We start from the raw sequence: 15,263 nt of genomic DNA, 5'->3' as shown, positions 1-15,263 counted from the left end.
TCCTCCCGCGGCGGTTTGCCCGGAAAGCCTAAGGAGCGGCTCCGGAAGTGTCGATCATGAGAACTTCCAAGGGAGTTTCACGCCTGCCCCGCTCCCGCCGCGCCCATTATCGTGAGGTGCGGGGCAAGTCTGGGGCAGGCGTAGAAAGGGGTGGCATGGCGTTTCTCGATCTAACCGATCTCGGCGGCTATCGGTGCTTCGACCATGCCGCCTGCAAGTCTGCCGGTGCCGAGCACGCCGCGCGGTATCGGGACAACCGGCCTTTCCCGCACATCATGCTCGACGATTTTCTCGACGCCGATGTCCTGCGCAAGGTCCTGCGCGAATTCCCGGATAGCCGCGGCAAGGATTATTTCGACCGCGCACAGGAGCGCCTGAAATTCCAGTTCCGACCCGACGAATGCAATGGCCCGACGACCCGGATGCTTTTCGCCGAACTGAATTCACGCGCTTTCCTGGGCTTTCTCTCGGCCCTGACCGGCATTCGCGGGCTGATCGCCGACCCCTATCATGCCGGGGCGGGATTGCACGAGACTCGCCGGGGCGGGCACCTCGGCATCCATGCGGATTTCCCGCATCATGGCCGGATGAAGGTCGAGCGCAGGCTCAATCTGCTGATCTACCTGAACGAGGAGTGGTCGCCGGACTACGGTGGCGCCCTTGAACTCTGGGATCGCAGCATGACCCGTGCCCAGCACCGAATCCAACCGGAGTTCGGCCGGGCCGTGATCTTCAGTACCGATCGCGATACCTTTCACGGCCATCCCGATCCGCTCGCTTGTCCGGAGGGGCGCTCGCGCCGCTCGATCGCGACTTACTACTATACCGCCGCCGTCGATGCCTTGCCCGTGATCGAGCGGACCACGGACTTCCGCGCCCGCCCCGGCGGCGCCGACAAGGCCGACTGGCGCGTGCGCCTGCACAACCTCAAGTCCGACTGGCTTCCGCCGATCCTCCAGCGCCGGGGCCGGGAGCCGCTGGAAGCGCTGCCGGTCGATCCAGCCTCGACGACAGCCTGATGGCCGGACCGTTCGTCTGGACGGCGACGCTGGCAGGCACCTTCCTCGCGGGTGGCCTTGCGACCGAGTGCTTCGCCGGGCTGCTACCGCCCAGGCGGCGACAGAAAGGCGCCGAGGCGCCTCCCTTCGTCGTGCTCATGCCCGCCCATGACGAGGCACGCGGCATAGCTCCGGCCATCTCCGCGATCCTTGCGCAAGTGCGGTTGCAGGACGAGCTCATCGTGATCGCCGACAACTGCACCGACGCGACGGCCCGCATCTCCCGCGATCTCGGCGCAACCGTCATCGAGCGTTCGGACCCCGCGCGGCGAGGAAAGGGCCATGCCCTCGATTTCGCGCGGAGCTTCCTGACCTCGCATCGGTCAGTCCACCCGGCGAAAGTCGTGATCGTTGTCGATTCCGATTGCATCGTGCGGCCCGGCGCCTTGTCGCGGCTCGCGACCATCTCCGCAGCGCAGGATTGCGTGGTGCAGGGCGCCTACCTGATGGTTCCGCCGAACGGCGCGGAAACGCTGGTGCGCGTCTCGTGCTTCGCTTTCCTGGTCAAGAACCTCGTGCGGCAGACAGCGCTTGACAGGCTGGCCGGGGCAGTTCTCCTGCAGGGATCGGGAATGGCTTTCCCACGAGCGACTTTTGCTGAAATGCCCTGGCGGGTGGGATCGCTGGTCGAGGATCTCGACATGGGGCTGGAACTCCTGCTGTCCGGTCGGCACGTGATCTTTGAGCCGAAGGCACTATTCCTGAGTCCGGCCAGTTCGCGGGAAGGCACGGTCGGTCAGCGCCGACGCTGGGAGCACGGCATGTTGCAGACGGCCATGCGCTTCATTCCGAGACTGCTTCGCGCCGCCTTCCGGCAGAAACGAACGGGATTGGCCGTTATTGCATTCGATCTTCTCCTGCCGCCGACCGTGCTGCTTGGGCTGGTCGTGACGGCTGCCCTGGTGCTGGTCGCGATGTTGGATGGCTTCGGACCGCCCTTGCTCCTTCTGGCGGGCGCCACGGCAAGCCTCACGGCGGCGCTGCTCACGGCCTGGTGGCACCATGGCCGCACGACGTTGCCGCTCTCCGCCCTCCTACGCATTCCCGGCTATGTACTCTGGAAGCTGCCGTTGCTTGCCCAGTTCGTCACCCGACGCGAACGGAACTGGCAGCGCACCGAGCGCGAGCCGTGAGCGGCGTCGGCTTCGTCATCATCGGGCGCAACGAGGGCGGGAGGCTCGCGCTCTCCATCGACAGCGTGTTGAAGCAGACTGCCTTTGCCGTCTACGTTGATTCCGGCTCTTCCGACGGCAGCGTTGCCCTGGCGCGAAGCAAGGGCCTGCCCGTGGTGGAGTTGGACCCTGCCGCGCCCTTCACCGCCGCGCGGGCGCGCAATGCCGGTTTCGCGTGGTTGGCAGGCCACGATCCGGCGATCGAACTCGTGCATTTCATCGACGGCGACTGTGAACTCGTGCCGGGCTGGCTCGACCGCGCGCTGGTCGCGATCCGCTCCGACGAGAGCCTTGCCGCCGTCTGCGGCCGTCGGCGCGAGCGCGATCCCTCGGCCAGCCCCTACAACCGGCTCTGCGACCATGAATGGAACACCCCGGTCGGTCTTCGGGAAACCTGCGGCGGCGATGCACTGTTCCGTGCAACTGCCTTCCGCGCGGTGAGTGGATTTCGCGAGGACCTCATCGCCGGCGAGGAGCCGGACCTGTGCCATCGTATCCGGCGGCAGGGCTGGAGGATACGGCGCATCGACGCCGAGATGACAGTTCATGACGCGGCGATGACGCGCTTCTCGCAGTGGTGGCAGCGCAACCGCCGCAGCGGTCATGCCATGGCCGAGGGCTTTTCCCTGCGCGGCGAAGGCAATGTGCGGCTTCGCCGCGACGTGGTGAGCAACGTGCTCTGGGCGCTGCCGCCCTTGTGGCTGCTCTGGCCCGTTCTCTGGACCCGTGTCTGCCTGCGCAGCGGCCCCCTGGTCGCCAGCTTCATCACGCTGGGGAAACTGCCGCATTGTCAGGGACAGATGCAGTATTGGTGGCGGAAGTTGCGCCATAAAACGGCGAACTCCGAAACGCGGTTGATCGAGTACAAGTAAAAATCCGCCACCCAATCCTTGTGGTCGTACCACCACCATGAATTTCCGGACCGAGTAGACGAAATGGTGAGGGAGCGTTCGAATCGATAGCGTCATCCGATGAGGAGAATATCCATGGGTGGGACATTCGATCCGATGATGCGCGATACTCTTGTCGATCTCTCCGGACGGGGCGATCGCAACGGATCCACCGGGTATCGCTCGATACTGGTGGGCGACGAGACGATTCTGGTCGAATGCGGCGAAATGCTGCGGAGCCGGGGGCACGATGTGGTCGCCGTCGTGGCCGCCGCCGGGTCTCCGGCCTTCGAATGGGCATGCCGCAATCGTTTTCCCGCGCTCGAACGCCCGCGCGATTTGCTGGTGGGCGGTACGGCTCCGGTCGACTGGCTGTTCAGTATCTCGAACATCGCCATCCTGTCGCAAGACGTTCTGGCCCTCGCGAGGCGCGGGGCGATCAATTTCCACGACGGCCCGCTTCCGCAGCGTGGCGGCCTCAACACGCCGGCCTGGGCCTTGCTCGAAGGAGAGCGGCGGCACGGCGTCACCTGGCACTTGATGACGGGCGCGGTCGATGCAGGCCCCTTGCTGGCGGCCGAGCCGATTGCAGTGGACGAAGGTGAGAGCGCTTTCTCGCTCAACACCCGCTGCTTTGAGGCAGGGTTGCGCAGTTTCGCGCGGATCGTGGACGATCTGGAAGGCGCCCTATCCGCCGCCGAGCCGCAGGGCCGGGCCCCGGCGCGCATGTTCGGCCGCGAGCATCGTCCGGCAGCCGCCGCGACCATCGACTGGACGCGCCCGGCCGAGGAAATCGCGCGCCTCGTCTCGGCGCTCGATTTCGGTCTCTATGCCAATCCCCTGGGCTTGCCCAAAACGCTGCTGGGGAACCGGCTGCTGCTGCTCCGGCAGGTTACGGTGCTGGACAGCCGGTCGGGCGCGGAGCCGGGGACACTGTTGTCGCGAGGGACTGCTCCGGTGGTGGCGACGGGTGACAGGGACGTGCGGATCGATCGGCTTTCGACGCTCGAGGGCAATGCGTGGGACAGTCCCGATACGATGGCCGCCAAAGCCTTTGCTGCGCCGGGTGCGGAGCAGCGCGATCGGCTCGCTCTGCTCGATGCCGCTGCGGGGCGGCACGAGCGGTGGTGGCGCCGCCGCCTCCAGCAGCGCGACAGCCTGCAACTGCCAGCCTTCAAGCCCCGCCAGGAGAATATCTCGCCGCAATGGATCAGCGTGGATCGACCGATCCGGCAATCCGGCGTGCCGCTCCTCGCCGCCGTGACGGGCTGGCTTGCGCGGGCGGCCGACCGCGACTGGGTGGAGATCGGCTATGGCGATCCGGTCGGCATCGCGAGAATGGAAGACGTGGCGGTCTGGTTCGCCCCGGAACTTCCCCTGAAGGCCCGCGTCGATTTCGAGGCGCCGCTTTCGGTTCTGGCCGAGGAGGTCGAACGGGAGGTTGCCGCGCTTCATCGCCATGTCGGCTATTCGGCGGACCTGATCGCGCGCAGCCCGGAACTGCGAGGCCGGACGAGCATCGAACACCCGGTGGTGGTACGGCTCGTCGACAGCCATTCGCAGCACAGGCCTGCGGATATGACCGTGCTCGACCTTGCCATCTGCCCGAAGGAGGGAACTTGTCGCTGGACTTACGATGCGGCGTGTCTTGCCGAACACGATGCGGCGGATCTCTGGACCGGCTTCGACATATTCCAGGCGGCGGCGGATGCCGAACCGGAACGTCCGCTCGGCCAACTATCGCTGCTGGCCGAGCGGGAACGCGCACGGGTGATCGAAGGTTGGAACGCCGGACCGGCAATCATCCCGGAAGGCGAGTGCTGGCATCGCCGGTTCCTCGCACAGGCCGCGCGCACGCCCGACCGTCCGGCCGTGACATCAGGCGGCAGGACGCTGACATATGCGGAACTGGATGCCTTTTCCAACCGGATCGCGCGTCTGCTGACGACCCGAGGCGTCGGGCCGGAAACGCTGGTCGGACTGCATCTCAGCCGTTCGGTGGAGATGGTTGCCTGCCTTGTCGCGGTGCACAAGGCAGGCGGCGCCTATGTCCCTCTCGATCCCGGTTACCCGACGGACCGCATCGCCCACATGATCGCGGATTCCGGCATGGGCCTGATCCTCAGCGAAGCCGGGATTGCCGATGCTTTGCCTGCGGGACGCGCGGAAGTGCTTTGCATAGACGATCTTGCCGAGGTCTGCGCCGGGCTTTCGTCCGATCCCTTTGACGGCGACGCGCAGGGCGCCAGCCTTGCCTACATGATCTACACTTCGGGTTCGACAGGGGTGCCCAAGGGCGTCCTCGTCGAGCATTGCAACCTGCTCAATTTCTTCGCGGGGATGGATGCGAAGCTCGAACCCGAAGGGACATGGCTGGCCGTCACCAGTCTGAGCTTCGACATCTCGGTGCTGGAACTGCTCTATCCGCTCATGCACGGCTTTCATGTCGTCGTGGCCAACGAGCGGCAGGTGCGGGGGGATGTCTCGTCTGGCGGTCCTGCGCGCGAGACCGGGTTCAGCCTGTTCTATTTCGCCAGTTCCGGTGCCGGTAGCGCAGCCGAGCAATACAGGCTCCTACTGGAAGGCGCGCGTTTCGCGGATAGCCATGGGTTCGAGGCGGTCTGGACGCCGGAGCGACACTTCCACGCCTTCGGCGGCCCTTATCCGAACCCCTCGGTTGCCTCCGCCGCCATCGCGGCGGTGACCTCGCGCGTGGGCATCCGGGCGGGAAGTGTCGTCGGAACGCTCCATCACCCGCTGCGCATTGCCGAGGAATGGGCGCTGGTCGACAATCTCTCTGCTGGGCGCGTCGGCATCGCCTTTGCGTCCGGTTGGCAGCCGAACGACTTCGTTCTTAATCCTGCCGCTTTCGCCGACCGCGCAGGAACCTTGCGCAGCACCATGGAAGACGTCCGCGCCCTGTGGCGCGGCGAGCCGAGGCGCTTTCCAGGACCACTCGGCACCGACGTCGAACTGCGCACTTATCCGCGCCCGATCCAGCCTGAACTGCCGTGCTGGATCACTTCGGCAGGCAATGTCGCCACTTTCGTCGAGGCGGGCCGGGCAGGGGCTTTCGTCCTGACCCACCTGCTCGGCCAGTCGGTCGGGGAAGTGGCCGAGAAGATCGCCGCCTATCGCCGGGCCTGGCGCGAGGCCGGTCATGCGGGAGAGGGCCATGCCACGCTCATGCTCCATACGTTCCTCGGCGAGGATGAAGCCACGGTCCGCGAGAAGGTACGCGGCCCGCTGATCGAATATCTGCGCACGGCCACTGCGCTGCTGCACGAATATGCCTGGTCCTTCCCTGCTTTCAAACGTCCGGCCGGAGCCGAGACCGGCGGCCAGGTCGATCTCGGCAGTCTTGGCAAGGACGAAACCGAAGCCCTGCTCGACCATGCCTTCGAGCGCTATTTCGAAACCAGCGGCCTGTTCGGAACGCCGGAAGACAATCTAGCCCTGATCCAACGCCTGAGCGAGCTGGGCGTCGACGAGATCGGCTGCCTGATCGACTTCGGCATCGATACCGATACCGTGATCGCGCATCTCCCGGCCATCGACCACCTGCGCAGGCTGACGCAGGAGCGGGCGGGTAAGATGGAATGTTCCCTTGCCGAACTGATGCAGCGGTACGGCGTGACGCACTTCCAGTGCACGCCTTCGCTGCTTCAGGCGCTGGCCGGTGATCCGGCGGCTCGCGCTGAACTCGCTGAATTGCGCTGCCTGATGGTCGGTGGTGAGGCCTTCCCGCCGCACCTCGCGCAGGACATGCTGGCGCTGGTCCCGGGCGGGGTGATGAACATGTACGGCCCTACCGAGACGACCGTCTGGTCCGCCGTCCATCACTTGCGGGATAAGGACAAGACCCCGCCGCTGGGCCGCCCGCTCGTCAACCAGCAGGTCTATATCCTCGATCGCCGGTTGCAGCCGGTGCGGCCGGGCACGCCGGGGGAACTGGTGATCGGCGGCGCGGGCGTGGTGCGCGGCTATCACGAGCGCCCGGAACTGACGGCGGAGCGTTTCGTCGCGCACCCCTTCCTTGCCGGGGAGCGCGCTTACCGCACCGGCGACCTTGCCCGCCACGGTCCCGACGGCACGTTGGAATTCCTCGGCCGCCTCGACCATCAGGTGAAGATCCGCGGCTATCGCATCGAACTGGGCGAAATCGAGGCGGCGCTCGCTGCACATGAGGAGGTGACCGAGGCCGTCGTGATCGCCCGCAACGATGGCGCGGCGACGCGACTGATCGGCTATGTCACGCCGGGGCCTTCGCGGCCCTCTCCGGAAGCTTTGCGCGATCACTTGCGTATCCATCTGCCGGAATTCATGGTTCCGGGCAGTCTCGTCGTTCTGGACAGTCTGCCGCGTACCCCGAACGGCAAGATCAATCGCAAGGCCCTGCCGAAGCCGCTCGCGGTTCGTGAGGCGGAGCCTGTCGCGGGGGCGCAGGAAGCTCCGGCCAGCCCCACCGAAGCGCAGATTCGCGAGATATGGTGCGATCTCCTGCAATTGAGCCGCGTCGGGCGGAACGAGAATTTCTTCGATATCGGAGGACACTCGCTGCTCGCAATCCAGGTCCACCGGCGGCTTGCGGCGGTGGCGCCGCGTCCGGTCGCGCTGACCGATATCTTCCGCTTCCCGACCATCGCTGCCTTGGCGAGCCATCTGTCCGGAGAGACCCGCGACGCCGCTGCCGCCCGCGAGGGACAGGACCGCGCCATGGCCCGCCGCGCTGCGCTCGCCCGCCGGAGCGGCGCCCGTGTGACCGCGAGGATCTGAGCCATGGACCAGACATTCGGATCGTTCGAGGACCGAGAGCGCGCGCCCGACCTCTCCTCGGTGGCCATCGTCGGCATGAGCTGCCGCTTCGCCGGAGTACGCGGAACCGAGCAGTTCTGGGACTTGCTCCGGGAAGGGCGCGAGGGGATCGAGACCTACGGCGAGGAGGAACTTCTTGCCGCTGATGTCGGACCGGCGCTCCTGCGCAATTCTCGCTATGTCCGGCGGGGCGCGCCACTCGCGGACATGGAGTGCTTCGATGCAGCACTCTTCGGCCTCAGCCAGCGCGATGCCGCGATCATGGACCCGCAGCACCGCCACTTCCTGGAATGCGCGTGGGAAGCGCTTGAGGATGCCGGGCATACGCCGCATGGTTTCGGCGGCGTGATCGGCGTCTTCGCCGGGTCCGGACACAATGCCTACATGCCCTGTAACCTGCTTGGAAACCGGCGCCTTGTTCGGGACGCCGGGCTGTTCCTGCTGCGCCATACCGGGAACGACAAGGATTTCCTGACCACCCGCGCCTCCTATCTCTTCGACCTCAAGGGGCCGAGCATCAATGTCCAGACCGCCTGCTCGACCTCGCTGGTGGCGATCCACATGGCGGCGCAGAGCCTGCTGGCGGGCGAGTGCGACATGGTGCTGGCGGGTGGGGCTTCGATAGAATTGCCGCACCGGCAGGGCTACCTTTACGAGGAAGGGGAAATTCTTTCGCCGGACGGGCGATGCCGGCCATTCGATGCTGCTTCGCAGGGGACCGTCTTCGGTAGCGGCGTGGCGGTGCTGGTGCTGCGGCGCCTGTCGGATGCCATCGAGAGCGGCGACCACATCCATGCCGTGCTGTGCGGCTCGGCGATCAACAACGACGGAAGCAGCAAGGTCGGCTATCTGGCGCCGAGCGTCGAGGGGCAGGCCGCCGTCATTGCCGAAGCCCTGGCCGTGTCCGGCGTCGATCCCTCCGAGATCGACTATGTGGAAGCCCATGGCACCGGCACGCCGATCGGCGACCCCATCGAAGTGGCGGCGCTGACGCAAGTGTTCCGGCAATCGTCCCCGCGAAGCCGGCCCTGCGGACTGGGTTCGGTCAAGGCCAACATCGGCCATACCGATACGGCTGCGGGCGCGGCGGGGGTCATCAAGGTGGCCCTGGCCATGCGTCATGAGGAACTTCCCGCGGTGCCTCATTTCGAGACGCCCAATCCTGATTGCGCATTCGCCACGAGCCCGCTGCGCGTTCAGGCCTCGCGGGAACCCTGGCCCCGGCGCGATAACAGCCCCCGTCGCGCCGGCGTCAGCTCGCTGGGCGTGGGAGGCACCAATGCCCACGTCGTGCTGGAGGAAGCGCCGACGCGGGCGCCGGGCAGCGCAAGCCGCCGCCATCAGCTCCTGACCGTTTCGGGCCAGAGCGAAACGGCGGCTCAGGCCAACCTCGCCGCCCTGGCCGCGCATGTCGCGGACCGCCCGGACCTGTTGCTGGCCGACGCAGCCTTCACCTTGAGCACAGGGCGCCGCCATCTCGGCATCCGGCGCTTTGCGGTGGCGAAGACCGACCGAGCGGAACAGGCCGCGAGCCTGCTTGAAACGGCGGCGGCTTCTCCGGTTTCCGCTGCGCGCTGCATTCCGGGACGGAGTACGGCCTTCCTGTTCTGCGGCGGCGGTCCGCAGCATGTCGACATGGCACGCGGCCTCTACGAAGCCGAGCCGCTGTTCCGGGGCGAGGTCGATCGCGGGCTGGACCTGCTCGACGGGATCGCTCCGAACAATCTGCGGCGATGGCTGTTCCCGGCGGAAACAGATCGCGAGCGGGCAGCTTCCGAACTGGAACGCCCGTCGAACGCCTTGCCCGCTCTCTACATCGTCCAGACGGCGCTGGCGCGACTCTGGATGTCGCTCGGGATCGTGCCTGCGGCGATGATCGGCCATAGCTGCGGCGAATATGCCGCCGCCCACATTTCCGGCGTGATCGACCTCGAAAGCGGCTTGCGTATCGTTCATGCGCGCGGAGTGCTGTTCGAGAAGACCGGGGCTGGTGCCATGCTGGGGGTTCCGCTTTCCGAAGCGGAACTGACTTCGCTATTGCCTGCGGACCTTTCCATCGCGGCGATAAACGGGGCGCAGCTCTGCGTTGTTTCCGGGGCCTCCGGCGCAATCTCCGGCTTTCGCGAAACCCTCGCGGCGCAGGAGATCGAGGCGCAGGCCATCCCGATCACCGTCGCGGCCCATTCGCCGATGCTCGACCCGATCCTGCCTGAGTTCCGCGCGATCCTGCGCAGCATCACGTTCCAGGCGCCGCGCATTCCCTTCGCCTCCAACCTCACCGGCGACTGGGTCGGCGCCGAACAGGCGGGCGACTGGCCCGAATACTGGGTCCGGCATTTGCGCGAGCCGGTGCGTTTCACCGAGGGTCTCCAGCGCCTGCTCGACGATCCCGAGCGCGTCCTGCTGGAAGTCGGGCCGGGGCGCACGATGGCGAGCCTGGCCCGCCAGCATCCGGACCGCAAGCCGGACCAGCCGGTCGTTCACTCTATGCGCCATCCGGATCAGGATATTCCCGATGATGCACGGCTGCTGGAAGCGCTGGGCGAACTCTGGTCGCTCGGCGTCTCGGTCGACTGGAATGCCTTCTGGGCCGCAGAGCGCCGCCTTCGCGTTCCTCTGCCGACCTATCGGTTCGATCGCCAGCGACACTGGTTCGAGCCGCCCGCCGGGCTGGAGCCGGACACCGGCGACGCCGATCCGGACGCGCGGATGGATCTGGCGGACTGGACTTACGAGCCGGTCTGGAAGCGCGAGGACGTGATCGCGAAGGAGACCGACAGGTCGCCGGTCCTCGTCCTCCGCGACGGGCAGGGCCTGTCCGATGCGCTTATCGGGAAACTTCGCGCAGAGGGCGCGGATGTCATCACCGTGCGGAGCGGGCGTCGCCGGTCCGAAAGCGACAGCGATGCCTTCAGCGTTCGCCCGACCGAACGCGAGGACTGGGCCTGGCTCTTCGCACGCCTGCTCGAACAGGGGCGCCTGCCGTCGCGGGTCTATCACTGCTGGTTGGTGACCGGGAAGGCTTCCGACGACAGGACACCTCTGGAGCACGGCCTCTTCGCGCTTGCCGCCATGGCCCCGGAACTGGCCGCCGCCTGCGAGGGCACGCAAGTCGAGGTCATGCTGGTCACCGACCGGGCGCAGCGCGTGGCAGGGGATCGCGAGGTCATTGCGCTCAAGGCGACTTTGCTCGGGGGGCGGCGGAGTATCGCAACGGAATATCCGGGGCTGCGCTTCCAGGCGGTCGATATCGACGAACCATCCGGTGTCCGCGCGCTCGAACGTATCGTCACGGCGCTGATCCGCGAACCCGTTCCGGCGAACGCCCGTGATGTCGCCTTGCGCGGCGGTGAGCGCTGGACGCTCGATCATCACCCGGTCCGGGCGGAGGCGAGCAGCGAAACCTGGCTGAAGCAGCGTGGCACTTATCTGATGACCGGCGGTCTCGGCGGCATTGGCCTGACAATCGCGGACCACCTTGCGCGTACCTATGCGGCCCGGCTCGTACTCGTCTCGCGAACGGCACTTCCAGACCGCGCGCGTTGGGACGAACTGCTCCAGAGCGGCGAACTTCCCCTTACCGTGGAGGAGAGGATCTGCCGGGTCCTGGCGCTGGAGGCCTCGGGCGGCGAAGTCGAACTCGTCACCGCCGACGTGGCCGACCTCGGCGCCCTGCGACGGGGAATCAAGCGGGCCGAGGCGCGTTTCGGGCCGATCGACGGCGTCTTTCACACGGCCGGGACCATCGACGATGAACTCGTCGAAACCCGTCGCCGCGCTTCCATGGAGGCCGTGCTGCGGCCCAAGATCGCCGGCACTCTCACGCTCGAACGGATTTTCGCATCCCGCCCGCCCGCGTTCCTGATGCTGTTTTCCTCGATCAGCGCCTTTGCGGGGCTTCCCGGACAGGCTGATTATGCCGCCGCCAATGCCTTTCTCGATGCCTATGCCCAGTCGCGGCGACACGATCCGATCACGCGGGTCGTCTCGGTGGGATGGAGCCAGTGGTCCGAGGTCGGAATGGCGGCAGCGCTCGCACGGCAGGAGGGGGCGGATGGGACCCCCGACCTCGGCATGGGACGGCCTGTCGCCCATCCTTTCCTCGACCGGGTTCATTCACTGTCGAACAGCGAATTCGTCCTGACCGGCACCCTATCTCCCCGGCAGCATTGGGTTTTGGACGAGCACAGGCTGACCGACGCCGGCGCGCTTCTGCCTGGAACTGCCTACCTCGAACTGGCTCGGGCCGCCGTGGCGATGGTGGAAACCGGGCCTCTCGAACTGGCGGACTTCGCGTTCCTCGAACCTTTCGCCGTGCCCGACGAGACACTCCGCGATCTGCGCGTCCATGTCCGGCAGGATGAGCAAGGAGGGGGATGGGGTGTCGCCATCCTTGGGCGGCAGGCGCGCTCGCAGGGCGCTTGGAGCGAACATGCACGCGGAACGGTGCGCCGTCATGAAGGAGCGCTGCTCCATGCACCGCTCGACCTCGACGCCATCGCCGCGCGGTGCCTTCCGGGAAAGGGCAGGAGCGACGATCAGCCGCGGCTGCGCTTCGGCCCGCGTTGGCAGACTATCGGCCGCATTTTGCTGGGAACGGAAGAGGCGCTGCTTCATCTCGAACTCCCCGAGGCTTTCAGAGGGGAACTCGCACAGATCGCCCTTCACCCGGCGCTGCTCGATTTCGCGACGGCGGGGGCGCAGGCGCTCATCGCCGGGCGCGATCCCGCCACGGATTTCTACGCGCCTTTCACTTATAGACGCCTCGTGCTCCATGCGCCGCTGCCCGCTCGCATCGCCAGCCATGTCCGTTATCGGGGAGACGGCAAGGGAGGAGGCGGAAAGGGCGGGCAAACCGCCGTATTCAATGTCACCATCACCGATCCGGACGGACTGGTGATCGCGGAAGTCAGCGACTTCACGATGGTCCGCATGGAAAGTGCCGCGCTGACCGGCAGTTCCTCCGCAAACGACTTCACAGCAAAGTCTGGCGAACGTGCAGCGATCCATCCCGGAGAAGGCGTGGACATCGTCGCACGGCTGCTGTCGGGGGCGGGACGTCCGCACACGATCGTTTCTCCCTACGATCTTCATGCGGTTCTCGCCTCGCTCCGCAAGTCGCCGAGGACGGCATCGAGCGTCGCTACCGGCGATCCCGCCGATGCTCCCGCCACCGAGACGGAAAGAGTGATCGCCGCCTTGTGGAGCGATCTGCTGGGCGTGGATTGCATCGGACGGAACGACAATTTCTTCGATCTCGGCGGCCATTCGCTGCTGGCGGTCCAGTTCACCAACCGTCTGCGCAAGCGAACGGGCAAGACCTTGCCGCTCGCCGCCATGATGGGGCAACCGACCGTTGCCTGTCTCGCGGCCGTTATCGATCCCGACGGCGGGACGAGCGGAGGCTCCGAGAACAGCTGTGAGGGCATTGTCGCCATTCGCGAGGGCGGCCCCAGAACACCGCTGTTCCTGGTCCATGACGGACTTGGCGAGACGCTGCTCTATCGCGGACTCGCGCTTCGGCTAGACAGGGTGCGCCCGGTGATCGGCATGGAACCCTTGCGGCGACCGGACGGCACTTACGCCCATACCCGCATCGACGAAATGGCTGCGCACTACGTCACGCGGTTGCGGGCCCATCAGGCTTCCGGCCCTTATCTGCTCGGGGGGCTTTGCGCGGGCGGGGTGATCGCCTTCGAGATGGCGCGCCAGCTTCAGGACCAGGGGGAACGGGTTGCCTTCGTCGGCATCATCGACGCCGCCGATGTCGAGGCACGCAAGTTCCGCTTCCTGACCACGCGCCTGCGCCTTTCCCGGCTGCGCGCCGCCCTGTCCCGATCCGGCGCGGCGGGCCTGTGGCCCGATCTCGGTCGCCGCGCATGGAACGCCTTGTGTTGGGAGATCGGATCGCGCCTGCACCAGGCCCGAGATCGCCGGACGGTCCGCGAAATGCGCGCGCGGGATGCCGCCGTAACGGGGGACGGTGCGGCAATTCCGTTCCTCAAGCTCTATGAAGTGGCCCACAAGGAACATCGCCCACTCGGCATTTTCGAGGGCGGGACCGTCGCCCTGTTCAAGGCCGGTGACGATACCGGCCTGCCCGACGACACGCCTTATTGCCTGACTTATCGGGATTATGCGCTGGGCTGGGGCAAGCGCGTGCGCGACGAGATCGTGATCGTCGACATTCCCGGCGGGCACAGCAGCAATCTCCAGGAACCCCATGTCGACAGGCTGGCGCCGCTGTTCCAGGAAGTCCTCGATGCAGCGCTGGCCGCAGTCGAACCGCTCGGCTTCGATGGGCAGAAGTACGAGGCTTTCGACCCGATCGAGGTCGCGGCGGAATGAGCACCGGGCAGGCACAGGATGCGATCGATGTGGTGATCGTCAACTACCGGACGGGACCGCTGGTCGTGTCCTGTCTCGAAACCCTTGCTGCCGAAATCGGACAGGATTTCCGGCTAAGGGCTTTCGTGATCGACAATGCCTCGAACGACGGTTCCGGGGACGAGATCGAGGCGGCCATTGCGCGCGAGGGATGGGACTGGGTGCGGTTGATCCGCTCTCCGATCAACGGCGGTTTTGGTGCGGGCAACAATCGGGGCATCGATGCGGCCCTCGGCGAAGACCGACCGGCCGGACTGGTCTGGCTGCTCAACCCCGACACAAGGATCATGCGCGGCGCGGCGCGGGATCTTGCCCGCTTCGCTGCGCGAACGCCGGGAGCGGGCATTATCGGCACGGCCCTGCTCGAGGGCGACGGAACCCCATGGCCTTTCGCCTTCCGCTTCCCCAGCATCCTTGGCGAAGTCGAGCGAGGCCTGCGATGGAGCCTGGCCTCGCGGCTGCTCGCGCGCCATGCCGTGCTCCGGCGCATGGGCCAGCAACCCGCGCGCGTCGACTGGGTGAGCGGCGCCAGCCTGGCGATCCGTACCGAACTGCTGCGGGAAGGGCTGCGTTTCGACGAAGGCTACTTCCTCTATTACGAGGAGACCGACTTGTGCCGCACGGTCCGGGATATGGGCTGGGAGTGCTGGTATCTGCCGCAGGCCCTGGTTCTCCATATCGCCGGCCAGAGCACCGGCGTTACCGACAGCCGATCGGGTTCGCGGCGGATGCCCGGTTATTGGTTCGAATCCCGCCACCGTTATTTCCGCAAGAACCATGGGATGGTCTATGCGCTGGCGGCGGATCTGGCGTGGATGACCTCACACGCCCTGTTTCTGGGGAAACAGGCGCTTCGCCGCATGCCGTATGAGGATCCACCGCACCTGCTGAGCGATTTTGCCCGGCACAGCTCCTTTTTCCCGCAGCGGCGCTGAGATTTC

General features: G+C 66.5%; 6 protein-coding genes. All 6 read left to right on the top strand.

The features are described from left to right. Positions 1 to 155: 155 nt before the first annotated feature. The 6 genes from AC4D6D_RS22055 (at position 156) to AC4D6D_RS22030 (ending at position 15,257) form a co-directional block, all read left to right on the top strand. Positions 156 to 1,019, top strand: coding sequence for a 2OG-Fe(II) oxygenase (locus AC4D6D_RS22055; protein ID WP_491327657.1), 864 nt, complete (start codon positions 156 to 158; stop codon positions 1,017 to 1,019). Next, positions 1,019 to 2,191, top strand: coding sequence for a glycosyltransferase family 2 protein (locus tag AC4D6D_RS22050; RefSeq protein ID WP_491327656.1), 1,173 nt, complete (start codon positions 1,019 to 1,021; stop codon positions 2,189 to 2,191). The genes AC4D6D_RS22055 and AC4D6D_RS22050 overlap by 1 nt, the downstream gene beginning before the upstream one ends. Continuing rightward, a complete protein-coding gene (locus tag AC4D6D_RS22045; protein WP_491327655.1) occupies positions 2,188 to 3,102 on the top strand; it encodes a glycosyltransferase family 2 protein in 915 nt (304 codons plus the stop codon). Before AC4D6D_RS22050 ends, AC4D6D_RS22045 begins: the two co-directional genes overlap by 4 nt. A 114-nt stretch (positions 3,103 to 3,216) precedes the next feature. Continuing rightward, positions 3,217 to 7,896 (top strand): MupA/Atu3671 family FMN-dependent luciferase-like monooxygenase, encoded by a 4,680-nt coding sequence (locus tag AC4D6D_RS22040; RefSeq protein ID WP_491327654.1) that lies wholly within the window; start codon positions 3,217 to 3,219, stop codon positions 7,894 to 7,896. Positions 7,897 to 7,899: 3 nt separating this feature from the next. Then, positions 7,900 to 14,283: a type I polyketide synthase gene (locus tag AC4D6D_RS22035; protein ID WP_491327653.1), complete on the top strand. Its 6,384-nt coding sequence runs from the start codon at positions 7,900 to 7,902 to the stop codon at positions 14,281 to 14,283. Then, positions 14,280 to 15,257, top strand: a complete 978-nt coding sequence (locus AC4D6D_RS22030; protein WP_491327652.1) for a glycosyltransferase family 2 protein — start codon at positions 14,280 to 14,282, stop codon at positions 15,255 to 15,257. The genes AC4D6D_RS22035 and AC4D6D_RS22030 overlap by 4 nt, the downstream gene beginning before the upstream one ends. Positions 15,258 to 15,263: the final 6 nt, after the last annotated feature.

The organism is Novosphingobium sp. BF6 (genome assembly GCF_058273105.1).
This window is presented reverse-complemented; position numbering and strand designations above follow the sequence as displayed.

Coding starts and splice junctions, on each gene's coding strand:
- AC4D6D_RS22055 (WP_491327657.1), top strand. CDS start 156: ATGGCGTTTCTCGATCTAACCGATCTCGGCGGCTATCGGTGCTTCGAC.
- AC4D6D_RS22050 (WP_491327656.1), top strand. CDS start 1,019: ATGGCCGGACCGTTCGTCTGGACGGCGACGCTGGCAGGCACCTTCCTC.
- AC4D6D_RS22040 (WP_491327654.1), top strand. CDS start 3,217: ATGGGTGGGACATTCGATCCGATGATGCGCGATACTCTTGTCGATCTC.
- AC4D6D_RS22035 (WP_491327653.1), top strand. CDS start 7,900: ATGGACCAGACATTCGGATCGTTCGAGGACCGAGAGCGCGCGCCCGAC.
- AC4D6D_RS22030 (WP_491327652.1), top strand. CDS start 14,280: ATGAGCACCGGGCAGGCACAGGATGCGATCGATGTGGTGATCGTCAAC.